Source organism: Aquitalea sp. FJL05, assembly GCF_003852595.1.
Lineage (GTDB): Bacteria > Pseudomonadota > Gammaproteobacteria > Burkholderiales > Chromobacteriaceae > Aquitalea > Aquitalea aquatilis.
This window is the reverse complement of the sequence record NZ_QAJS01000016.1, coordinates 279,493-296,306: the sequence shown is the minus strand read 5'-3', so window position 1 is coordinate 296,306 and position 16,814 is coordinate 279,493. Positions and strand designations below refer to the sequence as shown.

Genomic DNA, 16,814 nt, shown 5'->3' with positions numbered 1-16,814 from the left:
TGAGATAAAAAAGTATTACCTGACCCAGGCGTAAACAGCGGGACGACATGATTAAACTTTACTTTCAATTTGCAGTAACACACCGCCCGGATTGGTCATGGTGATAATACGGATTCATACTCTTGCCAGGATAATAAAGGCGATGGTATTAACATCGCCACAGCCGCCATACAGCAGGGATTGACCGCGAATAAGAGCGCAGTAAAACCGCCGGATCAGCCGACCCGGATGCCATGATTTTACTATATAATCAGCCCCCTTTGGTGCACGCAACGCTCTGGACTGGATGCTTATGCTAGAAGAAATCATCAAGAACTATCTGATCAATACCAAGGCCAAGGATCCGGCTTTGTTCAGTGACCCCGCCTTGCAAGTATCTGCACTGGGGCTGGATTCGCTGGACATGGTGGAGATGTTGTTCGAAATCGAAGATCGCTGCGGTTTCCAGCTGCCCGACCCCAGCCGTTATCCGAAAATGGCTTTCCGCGAAATGCTGGACGATATCGAAAAAGCCATTCGCGAGCACAATAATGGCGAACTGCCTGAGTTCAGTCTTGAGGCGGGCAAGTAATTGAGCAAGGTCCTGATTACCGGCATGGGTGCCATCAGCCCACTGGGTGCCGACCTGCCCGGCAGCTTTGCCCGTGCGCTGGCTGGCGATTGCGCCATCGGCCCGGCGTCGGCCGACATCGCCAAGTGGCTGCCCAACGTGCTGCTGGCCCGCGCCGCCGCCGAGCCGCACACCTTGCTGGAGGCCAAACATGCCGCGCTGGACCGGGCCAGCCAGTTTGCCCTGGTGGCAGCGGGCGAGGCGATGAACACAGCAGGCATCACGCCACGGCCGAGCGATGCGCGCCGCTTCGGCGTGTTTGTCGGCATCGGCTTTGGTGGAGCCCATACGGTAGATGGCCTGTACGAGCGCTTTCAGTCGGCAGTCCAGAGCGAGGGCAAGCGCAATCCGACCGTGGTCCATCCGCTGTCGGTGCCACGCATGATGGCCAATGCCGCCGCCGCCGCCATTTCGATGACTTACGGCCTGAACGGCCCCAGCAATACCTATTCCGTTGCCTGTGCGTCCTCCGCCATCGCCATTGGCGAGGCTTTCCACGCCATCCGGGATGGCTATCTGGATGCCGCCATCGTGGTGGGATGCGAAGCCATGCTGACGCCTGGCTCACTGCTGGCCTGGAATGCCTTGCGCGTGATGGCCAAGCCGCATGCGACCAACCCGGCGCGTAGCTGCCGCCCCTTCTCACAGGACCGCAGTGGTTTCGTGCTGGGCGAAGGTGGCGCGGCCATCGTGCTGGAAAGTGCCGAACGCGCCCAAGCCCGGCAACAGCCGGCGCTGGCCGAGTTGTGCGGTTATGGCCGCAGCAGTGACGCCGCCCACCTGACTGCCCCCTCCAGTGCGGAACAGGTCTTTGCCATGCAACAGGCGCTGGCAGATGCGGGCTTGCAACCACAGCACATCCAGTACCTGAATGCCCACGGCACCGCCACCGAGGCTGGTGATGTGGTGGAAACAGAATCCATCCGCAGCGTGTTTGGTGATGCGCTGCAGCAGCTGGCCATCAGCTCGACCAAGTCCATGCATGGTCACCTGATCGGTGCCAGCGGCATTCTGGAATTCGCCCTGGCGGTGATGGCGATGAACAGCGGTTCGCTGCCGCCCACCGCCACGCTGGAAACGCCTGATCCACGCTGCGACCTTGACTTCATCCCGCTGACCGCACGGCATGGCTGCCAGGTGGAGGCCATCATGTCCAATTCCTTTGCCTTCGGCGGCAGCAATGCCTCGCTGGTGGCACGACGTCTCCCGGCATGACGCAGGATTACCACTACCCGATGTTGCTGCAACGCGACGATATCCAGCAGATATTGCCGCATCGCGGGGCCATTTTCGTGTGTGAGCAGCTGTGCATCGAAGGGCCGCACCAGTTTCATGGCACGGCCTGCTGGCCACGCGACAATGCAGTGATCCAGGGACATTTCCCCGGCCTGCCCATCGTGCCGGGTGTGATGCTGATCGAGTCGATGGCGCAATTTGCCGGAGCCGGCCTGCTGGCCGGCGACCCATACGTCAAGACGCTGCCGCAGGATTCAATCGGCGTACTGGCTGCCGTGCGCAATTGCTGGTTCAAGCAAGCAGTGCTGCCGGATTGCGCAGTGGAGTTTTTCATCCAGTGCCGCCAGGTGGCCCCCTTGCTGGTGCAGGTGAATGCCCAGGTCAAGGTGGCGGATAGCGAAGTAGCCAAGCTGGAGATCGCGCTGGCTTATACGCCGCGCACGCAATTGCAACTCAACGGCCAGCCATAGGGCGCAGTGCGCTTGCCGCTGGCTACAGCATGCCGCCATTGATGGAAATGACCTGGCCGCTGATATAGGCGGCCTGTTCCGATGCCAGAAACGCCACCAGGCTGGCCACTTCTTCCGGTTTTCCTACCCGTTTCATCGGCACCATCCGTGCCACCATGTCCTTGTCGAACACATCTTGGCTCATCGCCGACTCGATAATCCCCGGCGCCACCGCATTGACGGTAATGCCACGGCTGGCCAGCTCCAGTGCCAGCGACTTGGTCGCGCCGTGCAGCGCACTCTTGGCTGCCGCATAGTTGGTCTGACCGCGATTGCCGGCCAGCGCCGCCACCGAGGTGATATTGATGATGCGCCCCCAGCGGGTGCGGATCATCGGCATGGTCAGGGGCTGGGTGACATTAAAGAAACCATGCAGCGAGACATCGATTACCCGGTGCCATTGCGCCGCCTGCATGCCGGGGAACACGGCGTCGTCATGTATGCCGGCATTGTTCACCAGCACTTGCACCGGGCCTTGCTCAAGCAGCCCTTCCAGCGCGGCCAGACTGGCAGCGGCATCAGCCACATCAAATTGCACCGCCTCGGCACTGTAGCCCTCGGCCAGCAGCGACTGGCACAGGCTTTGTGCGGCAGCCAGATTGCTGTTGGCGTGGATGATGACATGGAAGCCATCGCAGGCCAGACGCTGGCAGATGGCTGCGCCGATGGCACCGCTACCGCCGGTAATAAGGGCTCGTTTCATGACAGGACTCAGGAAGAAGTAAGGCGGGGGGCCAGCGCTGCGGCATCCAGCACCACGCTGAGACGGCCGCTTGCCAGCACAGCGCCGGCAGCCGCCAGTTCGAATTGATACATGGCGGTGATTGCATTGCCGGACAGGCGCTGCACGTGGATGGACAAGGCCGCGTCCTGGGTGTCCAGCTGCTGGCAGTGCCAGCGCAACTCGCGCACACTCGCCAGGTAACCGGCACGGGCAGGTGCGGCATCGCCAGCCAGCAGCGCGCCATGCAAGGCCATGGCCTGGGCGGCATATTCGATGGCATTGGCAATACCAAGCCGGCCAGCCGCACGCAGGGGGTTGTCTGCCAGCCGATGACTGTGGCTGAAACAGACGATTTGCTCATCATCCCAGCGCTCTACCCCATCCAGCAGGCACATGCTGCCCTGGTGCGGAATACGGGCCGCAATGGCCGTGCGGTCCATCATGCCGCCACCTCGATGGCCAGGCGGCAGTCATCCAGATAATCGATCACCACCCGTCCGGGCTGCCCACTAGCCAGCAGCTGCAACAAGGGCAGGCTGCGGGCGGAGGGAATGCTCAGGCGTAATTGCTCCAGGCCGGCATCCGGCATGGTGGTCGCCGGCTCGTGGCTGAAAGACAGCTGCAGCCTGGCCTTGCTGCTGGCACTGCCTTGTGCGCTGAGCAGCATGCCCACGCCCATCGGATAGGGAATCGGCCGTTGCGCATACAGCGGCTCTGGATACGCCGTATCAAAAGACACCAGCAGACAGGGCTGAGGACTGCTCAGTGCCTGGGTGGCGCACTCCAGCAAACCGGCGGCAAAGGTGGCGTCATAGGCGCACAGGCTGGTGGACGCTGCAGTACAGCCGGTGGCAATGCCCCAGTAACCGGCCGGCGCATTGTGTACCGAATTATGAAAGCGGGTGGGCGAAATCAGCCGCTCGTCCGAAGCCAGCACGTCCAGCAGGGTGTGGCAATTTTCACAATCACCACCGGTGGAGCTGAAGATATTGGGCAATTGCGCGGCATCGGCCGCCGCATCCGCCACAGCCGCCAGGCCCACCGCCATCGACAATTTGACCGCCGCACCCACTCTTCTGCGTTCGGTCGCCGGCAGGGCCTGGGCCGGCGGCAAGACCACCTCGGCTGCCGCATAGGCTTGCTGCCCCTGCAGACAGGGCTGCGCCGCGCTCCAGTCAGGCATGCCCGGGCCAAGAACGCTCAGTCCATCCAGAAAAACCGTTACCGTACTCATGCACCCACCCGCGAAAATACCAGGCTGCAGTTGCTGCCGCCAAAGCCGAAAGAATTGCTCAAGACATGCTGCAAAGGCTGCTCCAGCGTCTGCAGCAGGTAGTTGCACGGCAACTGCGCATCCACCTGCCGGGTGCCGACACCGCCAGGCAGCAAGCCTTCGCGCAGCGCCAGTACGCTGAACACCGCCTCGATGCCACCAGCTGCGCCCAGGGTATGGCCGGTATGGCCCTTGGTGGAGCTGCAAGGCGTTTCCCGGCCGAACAGCGACAGCACCGCCGCTCCTTCAGCCGCGTCATTGCTGGGCGTGGCCGTGCCATGCAGATTGATATAGCCGATATCCGCGGCATGCAGGCCGGCCATGCTCAGGGCCTGCTCCATCGCCGCCCGTGCACCCAAACCTTGCGGATGGGGCGAGGACATATGATAGGCATCACTGCTTTCACCGATGCCGGTAAACAGGATGTCGCCAGGCTGCGCCAGCTCGGCACGCTCCAGCAAGGCGTAGGCCGCGCCCTCGCCCACTGAGATACCGTCACGCTCGCCGTCAAAAGGACGACAAGGGTTGGGCGACACCAGTTGCAGCGAGGAAAAGCCATAAATCGTCGTCAGGCACAGGGTGTCCACGCCGCCGACAATGGCCGCATCGATCAGCCCGGCAGCCAGCATGCGCTGGGCGGTACCGAATACCTTGGCGCTGGAGGAACAGGCAGTGGATACCACACAGGCCGGGCCGCTCAGGCCGAAAAAATGCCGGACAAAATCCGCCACGGAATAGGCATTATGGGTTTCGCGATAGCGATGCCCGGGCGGCAAGGCCCCCGTTTGCGCATCGCGCTGCCGGTAAGCCTGCTCCGAACTGAGAATGCCCGAGGTGCTGGAACCCAGGAAAACGCCGATACGACCAGCACCATGGCGCGCCACGGCTGCCTGCACGCTGGCGACAAAGCCATCCTGCTCCAGTGCCAGCTGGGCCAGGCGGTTGTTGCGGCAGTCGTAGTGCTGCAGCGCGGGCGGTAGCCGCACATCATCCAGACCGGCCACTTCGCCGATACAGACATCGAAATCCACCGTTTCCCAGCGTTTTTTCACGATGCCGCCACGTTGCTGACGCAGGGCGGCAAGATGGGCGTCCAACCCGCTGCCCAGGGCAGAGGTCAGGGTATAGGCACTAAGTCTGATTGCTTGCATAAACGACAGGACGAGTCAGCTTGGGTTAGCGAAAAGGCAGGCAGCAGCAACCGGTCAGTCGGGTTGGCATGCCTGTGGCAGTGTGACCGCCTGCAACTTGCGTCTGGCCAGCTCCTCCAGCACGCGCGGCAGTACGGCCAGAATCAGCGGCTGGCCATCCGCGGTGCGGGCGGCGTTGCCATCGTGCAGCAGCAGTATATCGCCTGCCGCCAGATTGCGAAGGAGCCTGGTGTATACCAGCTCGGGGTCCTGGACGCGCGTATCATAGCCACGCCGGGTCCAGCTCGCAAGAAACAAGCCCTCTCGCTGCAACACCGGGTCGAGCAAGGGATTGCGCAAGCCGGCAATCGGTCGGAAAAAACGGGGTGACTGGCCGGTAATGGCCTGCAAGGTGGCCCGGCCCTCTCCGACCTCGCGCCGCCATCCGGCCAGACCAAACAGCGATGTATGCTTGCGATGGCGCTGGCCGTGATTCTCCACCGCATGGCCATCCAGCGCGGCCTGACGGCATAGCGCAGGATACTGTGCTGCCCGTTCGCCAATACAGAAAAAAGTGGCCTTCACCCCGTACTGGCGCAGGATATCCAGCACCGCCGGCGTCACCGCCGGGTCCGGACCATCGTCGATGGTGATGGCCACCTCGCCACGGCGAATGGCCGCAGCTGGCAGCCGGCTCAGATTGGCCCCCAGCAGGCTGCAGCGCGGCAACAAGCCGGCCACGGCGATAACGCCATGCAGCAAGACCAGCAACAGCAATAACACCAGCCAGTGCTGTGGCATGACACACAGCGCCAGCAGCGCCACGCCATGCAAGGCCAGGCAACACTTCAGAAAGGGTGAAAGGCGCAGCGGCATCATCGGCACTCCATGGTGGCGGGTCGCTTGCCGGACAAAGGCCCGTGCAGCAGCCAGTGCTGCCACTGCTCGCGCCACACCGGCCAGCTGTGATCACCAGCGGTGCGCCGGACCTGTGCGGGCGGCAGCAGGCTGGCCAGCATGTCCTGTCCGGCGGCAAAGCGGTCCTCTGCGGCCAGGCTGAGCCATAGCGGGCAGCCAGCCCGCTCGCCCGACATGGCCAGCCAGTGCCACCAGCGGCGCTCATCCTGCATGGAACAATCCGGATCAGCCGCCCAGCGTTGCGGGCCACCTGCCGCGCGGATTTCCTGCAAGATATCCGCGGTGCCGGGATAGGGTGCCAGCAGCTTGATGCCTGCCAGCTGCGCGCCATGCACGGCAGCGTAATGCAGGGCATTGAAGGCACCCAGCGAAATACCGGCCAGCCAGATGGCAGCATAGCCCTGCTGCCGCGCCGGCAGGATGACTTCCTGCTGCAGCGTGCTGGCTACCGTGCCTGCCATCACCTGCTGATAACCCACATCGGCCAGCATGATGTCCAGCGGCAGGCCCAGCTCGCGCACTGCGGCTACCATGCCCTGTGCCAGCAGGTCTTCCAGGCTGGCTTTGGCTGGCGGCAACAGCACCAGCAGGGTGTCGGCGCGGCTATCCGCGCGGTAGGCATCAGCGAGGCAGCGCACGGGGACCTATCCTGGCCATCATGGCAGCAAACACCAGCGCCAGCAGCGCGCCAATCGCCACCGTGCTGCCAATGAAGGACAGCACCGGCACGCTGGAGCTGCCCAGCAAGCCGAAGCTGGTGACAGTGGCCAGATTGGCCACCACCAGCGATATCTCGACCTGCCGCTGCTCGGCATCGCTGCCCAGTTGCTGCTTGTTGGCAAAGAACAGCGCGTAGTTGGAGCCGATGGCCACCACCAGCAGCAGGCCCACCAGATGCAGTATGGTCAGCTGGATGCCGCAGGCGTCCAGAATGGCCACCGTGCACAGCACGGCGCAGCCCAGCGGAATGGTGACGCGCACCGCCTGCCGCCAGCCGCAGCTCACCCACAGCAACAGCAGGATGGCCAGGCTGCCCAGCGAGGAGAACAACAGCGCCTCGTGCGTGTAGCTATCAAAAATGGCGGTGGTTTCTTCCAGCAGATCAATCACCGTCACCTGGCCCAGCTGCTGGGCCGCCAGCGCCGCCCTGACCTTGTTCAGGGCAATCGTTTCCCCGCTGGCGGGCTTCAGCGGCAGCAGCACCAGATAGCTGTCAGCCCGGCGGATCAGCATGGAGTCCAGCAACACGCTGGCCGCACTGCCCTGCAGGCTTTGCCGCTGCAGCAGCGGCTGGGTGCGGGCACGCTCAAGGTCAGCCAGGAAACCCGATAACTGATCAGCGTCCAGCGGCATGCCCTGCAAGGCCAGGCGCAGACGTCGCTCGGCCTCGGCCGGCGTGGGCAGGCTGGCCTGACGAGCGTGCTGTGTGGCGATGCTGGGCAGCAGTTCGTCCGGGCTATGGAAGCCGCCAATGATGTTTTGCCGGCTCAGTTGCTGCAGTACCACGCGGCTACGCTCGGCCAGCTGCAGCGCAGTTTGCTGATCCGGCGCACTGAAACTGGCGACATAGCGCATGTCGTTGCCCCCCAGGTCGCCACGCAGTTCGGCATCCAGCTTGTTCTGTGCGGCCGAGGTAGAGCTAAGGGCATTGAGCTGGCGGTTCCAGATATCCTGCTGATGCAAGACCAGCACCGCCACCGCCGCCAGCAAGGCCACGGCCATCAGCCAGCGCAGCCGGGTCAGGCCATCCAGAATCTTTTGCAACAGCAGGCCCGGACGCTGCAAGTCGCGCAGATTCAGTTGCTGCGGCATCAAACCGGGCAGGATGTAACGGGTGACCAGCGCCGCCGTCAGCAGGCCGCTGATGGAGTACAGGCCCAGCTGCGACAAGCCGGGAAAGCTGGAGCACATCAAGGCGGCAAAACCGGTGGCCGAAGTCAGCACACCCAGCCGCATGGTGCGCCAGAAATGGGAAGGGTTCTTGCCGCCGGCACGCTGGATGAACAGGTAGATCGAATAGTCCACCGCCTCGCCGATCAGGGTGGTGCCAAAGCCCAGGGTCAGGCCATGCACATGACCAAAACCCAGGCTGACACTGGCAATGCCCACCAGCGCCCCGGATACCACCGGAATCAGCCCCAGCAGCAGCAGCGGCAGCGAGCGATACACCAGCAGCAACAAGACCACCACCAGCAGGCTGCCCATGATGGCCAGCCGCTCCACCTCGCTCTGGATGATGTTGCGCGAGGCCACCGAAATGACACTGGTGCCACTCATCACCAGCCGGCTGTCAGCATGGCGGCCGGGCAGGCTGGCAAAGGCCTGTTTCACGTCCTCCAGCGCGGCCGCCTGGGCATCGGTATTCAAGCCCGATTCGCTCAGTTGCAGCAGCAGCACCGCCCGCTTGCCATCACGCGACACCCAGATGTCGTCGCTGCTGGCAGGCTGGCTTTCGCCAATGAACTGGTCGAGGATTTGCAGGGTTTCGCCCGTGGGGTCGCGGGGCAGGATTTTCTTGACGATCAGCCCTGCATCGCCAGACATGGCATCCAGCGTGCCCTGAATGGCCTCGTGCAAACCGGGTGCGGTAAAGCGCTGCGGCGTGACTGCGGGGCTGAGCAGGTAGCGGTTGTCAAAGAAATAGCGTTGATCGCGCTGCTGGGTCTGGCGGTCGCCGTTCTGTACCGAGGTAAAGCGCGGATTGTGCGCCAGCTTGCCTACCAGCAAGCGGGACAGCCGGCCGCGCTCGGCCTCGTCCGCACCCTCGATGCCCACCAGCACGATGCGGGCGATGGCGCCGTCGCGCAGTTGGTCGATCAGCATCTGCTGGCGTGCGCTGGGCAGCTTGGGCATGAAGGCGGACAGGTCGGCGACAAAGCGGGTCTGGCTGATTACCAGCACCGAGCCAAGCATCACCGCCAGCCACAAGCACAGCGCCAGTTTATGGAGGCGAATCTTCATTATTTGCCGCTGGTGCTGGTAATGGTCATTTCCGAGCGGTCGCCATCGGCCTGCAGGAATTCAATGGTCCGCACCTGGGCATGGCCACCGGCGATGCGGATCTGGCTGATCACCTTCTGCATGCGTGGCTGCAGCGGCGTCAGGTTGAGCTGCCACTGCTCACTGCCACCAGACAGGGCGGCACTGTAATAGCGCTCCAGCGCACTGCGGTCGCCAGACAGGGTGGCGCGCACGCTTTCGACAAAGGCGGAGACTTCGGGACGATCCGCCAGATTAACGCTCATCTTACGGCCATCGCTGCGCTCCAGCGTCAGCTTGTTGCCTTCCAGCACCACCCCTTCCGGCTTGGGCTTGAGCGTGCGCTTTTCCAGCCGGTCGGGCGCGGTAAAGGCCAGCTCGCCCGAGGACTCCAGCGGCTGCTTCAGCATGGCGATGTATTTCTTTTCGACAAAGGTGGCCGTGCCGGCTTTTTTCTGGCCCAGTTGCTGCATCAGATCTGCCAGCGACCAATCCGCCGCCTGGCTGCAAGTAGCAGCCAACAGCAACAGCAGTCCGCCCAGGGTCTTGCTCATGATGGTTACACGCATGGTCTGTCTAGCTTTCATCCCAAAAATCGTAAAAATTGAACCAGTTGAACGGGTAGGCGCGGCAATGCCGCTCCAGCGCCGCAACATACTTGTCCAGCAATGCCTCGCTCGCCGCCGCGCGCTGTTGCCGCGTCACGCCGGAGAAATCCTCCAGCAACTCGAAATGCACACGGTAGCGGTTGCCACCCAGATAGATGCCGGCCATGAAATACACCGGATGGCGCAGCATCGCAGCCATGCGGAAAGGTCCGCTGGGAAAACGGGCCGGCGCACCCAGCAGCTGGCGACTGAGATAGTGGTCCGGGCCGGCTGCGCGGTCGGCCAGAATGCCCACCAGCGCACCTTCCTCCAGCCGCTGATGCACCTTGAGCATGGCGTCCATGGTGCCCAGCGCAATGATGTCGGGGGCGGCTGCCGGGTTGATGGCCTGCAGCGCCTGATTGATCTGCCGGGCGTTTTCCGGATACATCGCCATGCTCATCTGCAGTTCGGGCCGGCTGCGCGCCATGGCACGCAAGACTTCAAAGCTGCCCAGATGCGCGCCGAACAACAGCACACCCTGCCCGCCATCACAGTGATGATGCAGCGCATCCACGCCGGACAGGTCGATCTGGAAGTCATCAAAACGGTCACGCAGCAGATAAATCCGGTCGTGTATGGTGCTGGCGAAACTCAGCACATGTTGGTACATCTCGCGCCAGCGCGGTGGCCGCCCCAGGCTGCGGCTCAGGTAGCTGCGCGAGGCCTGGCGCGCCTTGCTGGCAAACAGCAGAAAATAAAGCGCAATGCCATACAGCACCAGCCGCGAACAGCGCCGCCCCAGCAAACAGGACAAGCTGGACATGACGCGCAGCCAGAAGCGGTTGCCACGCTCCTGCTGCCGCATCCACTGCGGCCTGTCCGGCGATGGCGTGGCGGCAGGCTCACTCACGCGGGGGACTCCGGCGTGATGATGAACTTGCCATCGGCCACTTTGCGTTCGCCATGCAGGATGGTGAACACCACCATGGCCGCATCCTGGCGGTATGCGATGCGCAGGCCCTCACCCGGCGTCACCGGGCTGTGGAACTTGGCCAGCGACAGCCCGCCCAGCAGCACGCCGCAGGCTTTTTCAATCACCAGTTGGGCCTGATCCAGCAGCACCACGCCGGGCAGGATGGGACGACCGGGGAAATGCCCGGCATAGGCAGGATGATCAGTTGGAATACTGAGCGTGGCGTATTGCATGACTAGCTTCGTCCAGGAAGATGTTGTGCAAGCAATGCCTGCAGCGTGCGTGCCAGTATCTTGCCATTACCATCACGCGGCAGTGCATCGACAAACACGATATGGCGCGGCAGGAAGACCGAATCCACATGCAGGCGCAAACCGGCCAGAATGGTGGCGCGATCCAGCGCAGGGGCCACCACAAAGGCTACTAGCCGTTCGACCTCTTCCCCTTCCAGGCGTTCGGGCAGGCAGAACACACCATCCACCACCCCGGGCAGGCCGGTGAGTGCGGCATTGAGAAAGGACAGCGAGCTGCGCTTGCCAGCCACGTTGATCATATTGGCCTTGCGGTCCAGCAAGCGGAAGGCGCAGGGGCCATACAGCTCGACCGTATCGTTAAGCATCTGCGGCGTTTCATAGACCTCCCCCACCGCCCACACCTCATCCTCACGCTGCTCCAGCGTAATGCCCTGCAAGGTCTGCCAGTCGCTCTCCAGATCGGGCTGGCGAGTGGCGACCTGGCCGGTCTCGGTCGAACCATAGATTTCCAGCACCGGACAGCCCAGCTGACGACGGGTTTGTGCCGCCAGTTCGGCCGACAGCGGGGCCGTGGCCGACAACACCACGGCGATGTCCGGCAGCGCGATGTCCGCTTCCAGCAATTTGCGCAGATGAAACGGGGTAATCACCAGCAGCCGTGGTGCCGGCAGCTCGGCCAGCGCGCTGGCGATATCGGCAGGGAAAAACGGAATTCGCGTCGACATCTGCCCGCCAGCCAGAATGGGCAGCAAGACACTGGATTCCAGCCCATACATATGCCGGATCGGCACCGTCCCCACCACCGAACAAGCCGCGCCGGCCACGCCCCACACCCGCTCAGCGCCAGCCAGGATCGCCAATTGCAGGCGGCCGAAGGTTTTGAAGTGCGGCATCGGCGCACCGGTAGAGCCCGAGGTGTACATGCAGGCCACACGCTGATCAAAAGGAATCTGCGGCATGGCGGCGGCATCCATGGCGGGGTCTGCCGGCACGCTATCCACCCGGAAATAAGACAGGGCCTCCAGCGGGTTCTGCGGCTGATCGACCAGCACCAACAGGCCCGGCTGCACCGCAGCGACCGCAGCAATATGCTCCGGCGCTGCAGAGTTGGGCAGCACAGTCAGCATGCCGCGGGCGATGGCCGCGAACAGCGTCACCGCAAACCAGTAGCGGTCGGTACACATATTCAGTACCCGCTCGCGCTCGGGCAGCGCTGCGGCCAGTGTCAGCACCTGGCGGTAAAAGGTAGCCCGGTCGATGCTGGCGCCATCGTGGAAGGCAAAAGGCGCGGTGCGATCGATAGCGGGAAGAAGCGGTATCAGGGTCATGGACAGATCAGTATGGACTGCAACAACGTGGTTTTATTCAGCGGCATTGCGGCACTGCGTGTATTTTCGGTAGGACTGGATGGTCTGGGCAATGCTGAAGGGCGGACTATCCGGCAGCACCAGCTGGCGCACCAGATACTCGCCACCAAACATCAGCCCCAGCGACAGCGGCGTCAGCACCGCGGCAAACAGCGCCCAGTAGGCCAGCGGGGCCAGCGCGAACAAAGACAGCGACAACAGCGCCGACACGGCGAAATAGATGGTCCAGGCCAGGGTCACTTTCCAGGTGTAATGGAAGTAAGCGGCATCCAGCGGCGCGGCGATGGCGATTTTGGCAATGCGCGAGCACAGGGCCGATTCATGCGAACCCAGCGTGCGCCCGAACATGATACCCAGCGCGCTCATGATTCCCGCATGCTGCAGCAGGTAGAACCAGGCAGCATGGGCCAGCAACTGCTGCAGATTGAGCGCAATCGCCAGCAGGCCACCCAGACACAGCAGCATGGCAGGCAGACGAAAGGAGGAATTCCAGCTGGCGCCCAGCAGGGCGATGGTCAGCGGCGCTGCGCCAATCACCACGGCGTAGGCCGGCGGATGCGGCGAAGAAGAAGCCAGATAATCCAGTACCACATACACCAGTCCGACGACAGCCAGCAAAGCCAGGCGCACATTGCGCCACAGCCCGGTCATTTGCTGCGATGCTCGCGAATATAGGCAGCCAGTTTGCGCAGCGATGCAAAAATGGTGGAATTATCTTCGTTATCCGCCTTCATCTGTACGCCATATTGCTTGGACATAACCAGCGCTATTTCCAGGATGTCGATTGAATCAATACCTAATTCATCGCCATACAAAGGCGCGTCAGGAACAATGTCAGCCGGTGCGATGTCAAGATTCAGCGCGGAAACAATCAATCCGGCGATTTCGCTTTCAAGCGCCAGATCCGGCTCGTTATGTGCGGAGGGTTGTTGTTCCATGATTTGCAATAATCGTGTCAGGTTTATAGGGAATTGCCGGTAATCGCCAATGTCACACAGTTTCGGTATCATCGCCGCTCAAATTAAGCAGCACACGCGAGATGTTGATGGCGCCACAGTTTAACCGGGGCGCAACACACATTACCGGCAGCAAAAATAATGAAGCGCGAGTATAACAATATGCCTGCCTGCTTGCCACACGGCAAAAGCAGGTAATTCCAGCGATATCAAGGAGGTGTTTTGAACGAGGCCGCGACAAACAGCCGCAGCAAAGCCGGCATTCTGCATACGGTATTGACCCGTTTCTGGTTCAAGATGTTCGGCACCATGGGTTTTACCCTGGTATTTTTTGTCGCCTACGTTTATCTGCTACGGCATCCGGCCGCGCCGGTGACCATTGTCCCGGCAAGCAGACTCGATGCACTCGTCGGTTTCCAGCCCTGGGCCTTGCCGGTCTATCTGTCGCTGTGGTGCTATGTTTCACTGCCACCGGTCTTGATGAACTCGCGGCGGGAAATCCTTGCCTATGGCTGGCGGGTGGCACTGCCCTGCCTGCTCGGCCTGACGATTTTTTACTGCTGGCCCAATGCCATTGCCCCGCCGGATATCGACTGGAAGCACTATCCCGCGGTGGCTTTCCTGAAAAACGTCGACACGGCCGGCAATGCCTTTCCCTCGCTGCATGTCGCCACCGCCGTGTTCTCTGCCGTGTGGCTGCACTGGCGGCTGCGCCTGTTGCAGTGGCCGCCCGCCTGGCAATGGCTCAATCTTGGCTGGTGCCTGGCCATTGCCTACTCCACCATGGCGGTCAAACAACATGTCGCGCTCGACGTGCTGGGCGGCACTCTGCTGGGCCTGATCTCGGCCTGGGCCTGCGGGCTGCGCGCGCATGCCAGCCGCCACTGGCCGGCCGACAAAACATAACACGGCAATGGCACCGCCCGATGCGCGGCCCGCTTGCCCTTCCACCATTCCGCCCTTACCGCGACAAGCTTGCACCATGAGCCCAGAAACCCGCCTGCAGTTTTACTCTTCCGACTCGTCCTCCCCGTCGCCAGCTGCCGCCCATGTGCTGGGCATCAGCCTGCTTGGCCAGCGCAGCAGCCACACCCAGCCCTGGCCGGCGCTGCAGGTATTGACGCCACTGCTGGCCAACCCGGCCCAACAGCTGCAGGAATACTGGCATAGCAGTCAAGCGGTGCGCCACGGGCAGTTTCACGATGTCCGCTTTGGCAGCGATGGTCACTTGCTGTATGGGGCGATCAGCCTGGATGAAGCACTATTTGCCGACAATCGCGGCAGTGCCCTGCAGCATGCGGCGGAACAGGCTTACCGGCAGTTGTTCTCCCTGCTGGAGGCAGAGGACTGTCGCCATCTGTGGCGGGTCTGGAACTATATTCCACGCATCAATGCCGTGGAGCATGGCATGGAACGCTACCGGCAATTCAATATCGGCCGCCACCAGGCCTTTGCCGACTTTGACCGCCCGGTAGACAGCAGCCCGGCCGCCTGCGCCCTTGGCGTGGCCGACGGCCCCTTGAGCATTGCCTTTCTGGCGGCACGGCAAGCGACGCAACGCATCGAAAACCCGCGCCAGGTCAGCGCCTTTGCCTACCCGCAGCAATACGGCCCGCGCAGCCCCACCTTCAGCCGCGCGGCACTGGCGGACAATGGCGACAACGTCATCCTGTTCATTTCCGGCACGGCCAGCATTGTCGGCCACCGCACCGTACACCCTGGGGATGCGGCAGCCCAAACCCGCGAGACCATTGCCAATATCGCAGTGCTGCTTGAGCAGGCCAATCGCCAGCATCAGGGGCAACCCTATACCCTGGCGACACTGGATTATCGCGTTTACATCCGCCACGCCACCGACTACCCGGTGGTGCAGCAGACACTGCAACAACTGATCGGCCCAGCCATGCGCGTGGTGTTCGTGCAGGCCGACATCTGCCGCGACGACCTGCTGGTGGAAATAGAAGCCCAGGCTTTCGCCGCCCGCTAGCACACCACCGGATCAGCGCAGCTGCACATGCGCTATCCACTTGTGCAGACCACCTGTACAGCACATTGCCACCCCCAGCCTTCATGCCGGCGGCCACATGGTCAGCCCGGCCACGCAGCAAGCATCCATGACAAGTGGCATGCATCTTGCTAAAATTTCATACATTTTAAAAAATATTCATACACAACAAACCGGCAGGGCGCTGTGGTCCGGCTGGTTTTTGGAAGGATAACTGCATGCATATTCCAGACGGCTATCTCAGCCCCGCGACCTGCGCGCTGGCCTATGTGGTGGCGCTACCGTTCTGGCTGCTGGCCTACCGCCATGCCAAGCGCCTGCTGCATACCCGCATGGTGCCGCTGTTTGCGGTGTTTTCTGCTTTCAGCTTCGTCATCATGATGTTCAACCTGCCGCTGCCCGGCGGCACCAGCGGCCACGCCGTGGGCATGGGCATCATCAGCATCGTCTTGGGGCCGTGGGCGTCCATTGTGGCCATTTCGGTGGCCCTGCTGATTCAGGCGCTGTTCTTTGGCGATGGCGGCATTACCAGCTTCGGGGCCAATAGCCTGAACATGGCCATCATCGGCTCGCTGGTGGCCTGGGCCAGCTATCAGCTGCTGGCGGCCGGTGCCGCGCTGCAATCCCGTCGCCGCGTGCTGGCGGCTGCCGTGGCCGGTTATCTGGCCATCAATGCCGCAGCCTTGCTGGCCGCCATCGAATTCGGCCTGCAACCGTTGTTGTTCCATGATGCCGCCGGCACCCCGCTATATGCGCCCTATCCGCTATCGGTGGCGGTTCCCGCCATGATGCTGGGGCATCTGAGCTTTGCCGGGCTGGCCGAGCTGCTGATCACCGGCGGGCTGGTGGCGTATCTGCAGCGCGCACATCCCGAGCTGCTGTCGCTGCAAGCAAGCCGGATCAGTGTACCGACCGCAGCGCTGCGTACCACGCGCAAGCTGTGGTACGGCCTGGCGGCGCTGATGATCCTGTCGCCGCTGGGTTTGCTAGCCGCCGGCACGGCCTGGGGTGAGTGGGGTGTGGAAGATTTTGCCAATGCCGACAGCCGCCAGCAGATGGCGCTGGCATCCGGCCAGATGGCACCGCCGGTGGCTGCGCCGGAGGGCCTGGCACGGCTGGCCAGCCTGTGGTCGGCCCCCTTCCCCGACTATGCGCCGGCCTTCGTGCATAGCCCCAACTTTGGCTATGTCTTGTCGGCGCTGTTTGGTGCCGGGCTGATTCTGCTGGCCCTGCTGCTGTTGTCGTGGCTGGGCGGCAAGCCAGGCCAGCCGGAATGAGGCGGCCACCGCA

At 62.7% G+C, this 16,814-nt stretch carries 19 protein-coding genes; 6 read left to right on the top strand and 13 right to left on the bottom strand.

The features are described from left to right. Positions 1-292: 292 nt before the first annotated feature. Genes DBR44_RS15260 through DBR44_RS15250 form a run of 3 tightly spaced genes read left to right on the top strand, consistent with a single transcriptional unit; the run spans position 293 to position 2,316 of the window. Positions 293-571 (top strand): acyl carrier protein, encoded by a 279-nt coding sequence (locus DBR44_RS15260; RefSeq protein WP_124644875.1) that lies wholly within the window; start codon positions 293-295, stop codon positions 569-571. Beyond that, positions 572-1,825 carry a beta-ketoacyl synthase gene (locus tag DBR44_RS15255; RefSeq protein ID WP_124644874.1) on the top strand — a complete coding sequence of 418 codons (1,254 nt, stop codon included), beginning with the start codon at positions 572-574 and terminating at the stop codon, positions 1,823-1,825. Further along, positions 1,822-2,316, top strand: a complete 495-nt coding sequence (locus DBR44_RS15250) for a 3-hydroxyacyl-ACP dehydratase FabZ family protein (protein WP_124644873.1) — start codon at positions 1,822-1,824, stop codon at positions 2,314-2,316. Before DBR44_RS15255 ends, DBR44_RS15250 begins: the two co-directional genes overlap by 4 nt. A 22-nt stretch (positions 2,317-2,338) precedes the next feature. Here the strand turns inward: DBR44_RS15250 and fabG are convergent, their stop codons facing one another. From fabG to DBR44_RS15185, 13 genes are read right to left on the bottom strand one after another with little or no spacing between them, the layout of a single operon-like run. Next, positions 2,339-3,058: a 3-oxoacyl-ACP reductase FabG gene (gene fabG / locus DBR44_RS15245; RefSeq protein WP_124644872.1), complete on the bottom strand. Its 720-nt coding sequence runs from the start codon at positions 3,056-3,058 to the stop codon at positions 2,339-2,341. 8 nt (positions 3,059-3,066) lie between these two features. After that, a complete protein-coding gene (locus tag DBR44_RS15240) occupies positions 3,067-3,522 on the bottom strand; it encodes a 3-hydroxylacyl-ACP dehydratase (protein WP_124644871.1) in 456 nt (151 codons plus the stop codon). Continuing rightward, a complete protein-coding gene (locus tag DBR44_RS15235; protein WP_124644870.1) occupies positions 3,519-4,313 on the bottom strand; it encodes a beta-ketoacyl synthase chain length factor in 795 nt (264 codons plus the stop codon). Before DBR44_RS15235 ends, DBR44_RS15240 begins: the two co-directional genes overlap by 4 nt. Further along, positions 4,310-5,503 carry a beta-ketoacyl-[acyl-carrier-protein] synthase family protein gene (locus DBR44_RS15230; RefSeq protein ID WP_124644869.1) on the bottom strand — a complete coding sequence of 398 codons (1,194 nt, stop codon included), beginning with the start codon at positions 5,501-5,503 and terminating at the stop codon, positions 4,310-4,312. Before DBR44_RS15230 ends, DBR44_RS15235 begins: the two co-directional genes overlap by 4 nt. A gap of 54 nt (positions 5,504-5,557) precedes the next feature. Continuing rightward, a complete protein-coding gene (locus DBR44_RS15225) occupies positions 5,558-6,361 on the bottom strand; it encodes a polysaccharide deacetylase family protein (RefSeq protein ID WP_124644868.1) in 804 nt (267 codons plus the stop codon). After that, positions 6,358-7,038 (bottom strand): alpha/beta hydrolase, encoded by a 681-nt coding sequence (locus DBR44_RS15220; RefSeq protein ID WP_124644867.1) that lies wholly within the window; start codon positions 7,036-7,038, stop codon positions 6,358-6,360. Before DBR44_RS15220 ends, DBR44_RS15225 begins: the two co-directional genes overlap by 4 nt. After that, on the bottom strand, positions 7,022-9,361 hold the full coding sequence (locus DBR44_RS15215) for an MMPL family transporter (RefSeq protein ID WP_124644866.1): 2,340 nt from the start codon (positions 9,359-9,361) through the stop codon (positions 7,022-7,024). Before DBR44_RS15215 ends, DBR44_RS15220 begins: the two co-directional genes overlap by 17 nt. After that, positions 9,361-9,948 (bottom strand): LolA-related protein, encoded by a 588-nt coding sequence (locus DBR44_RS15210; protein ID WP_124644865.1) that lies wholly within the window; start codon positions 9,946-9,948, stop codon positions 9,361-9,363. The genes DBR44_RS15215 and DBR44_RS15210 overlap by 1 nt, the downstream gene beginning before the upstream one ends. 7 nt (positions 9,949-9,955) lie before the next feature. Next, positions 9,956-10,879: an acyl-CoA synthetase gene (locus DBR44_RS15205; protein ID WP_124644864.1), complete on the bottom strand. Its 924-nt coding sequence runs from the start codon at positions 10,877-10,879 to the stop codon at positions 9,956-9,958. After that, complete coding sequence (locus tag DBR44_RS15200) at positions 10,876-11,175, bottom strand: beta-hydroxyacyl-ACP dehydratase (RefSeq protein ID WP_124644863.1); 300 nt, start codon at positions 11,173-11,175, stop codon at positions 10,876-10,878. Before DBR44_RS15200 ends, DBR44_RS15205 begins: the two co-directional genes overlap by 4 nt. A gap of 2 nt (positions 11,176-11,177) precedes the next feature. Continuing rightward, positions 11,178-12,524: an AMP-binding protein gene (locus tag DBR44_RS15195; RefSeq protein WP_124644862.1), complete on the bottom strand. Its 1,347-nt coding sequence runs from the start codon at positions 12,522-12,524 to the stop codon at positions 11,178-11,180. Between the two features lie 33 nt (positions 12,525-12,557). Beyond that, a complete protein-coding gene (locus tag DBR44_RS15190) occupies positions 12,558-13,214 on the bottom strand; it encodes a hypothetical protein (RefSeq protein WP_124644861.1) in 657 nt (218 codons plus the stop codon). Next, on the bottom strand, positions 13,211-13,501 hold the full coding sequence (locus DBR44_RS15185) for a phosphopantetheine-binding protein (RefSeq protein ID WP_103525389.1): 291 nt from the start codon (positions 13,499-13,501) through the stop codon (positions 13,211-13,213). The genes DBR44_RS15190 and DBR44_RS15185 overlap by 4 nt, the downstream gene beginning before the upstream one ends. Before the next feature lie 240 nt (positions 13,502-13,741). Between DBR44_RS15185 and DBR44_RS15180 the strand changes: the two genes are divergently transcribed. The 3 genes from DBR44_RS15180 (at position 13,742) to cbiM (ending at position 16,801) form a co-directional block, all read left to right on the top strand. Continuing rightward, a complete protein-coding gene (locus DBR44_RS15180) occupies positions 13,742-14,425 on the top strand; it encodes a phosphatase PAP2 family protein (protein WP_233578597.1) in 684 nt (227 codons plus the stop codon). A gap of 76 nt (positions 14,426-14,501) precedes the next feature. Beyond that, complete coding sequence (locus DBR44_RS15175; RefSeq protein WP_233578594.1) at positions 14,502-15,506, top strand: hypothetical protein; 1,005 nt, start codon at positions 14,502-14,504, stop codon at positions 15,504-15,506. A gap of 236 nt (positions 15,507-15,742) precedes the next feature. Then, positions 15,743-16,801 (top strand): cobalt transporter CbiM, encoded by a 1,059-nt coding sequence (cbiM, locus tag DBR44_RS15170; RefSeq protein ID WP_124644860.1) that lies wholly within the window; start codon positions 15,743-15,745, stop codon positions 16,799-16,801. Positions 16,802-16,814: the final 13 nt, after the last annotated feature.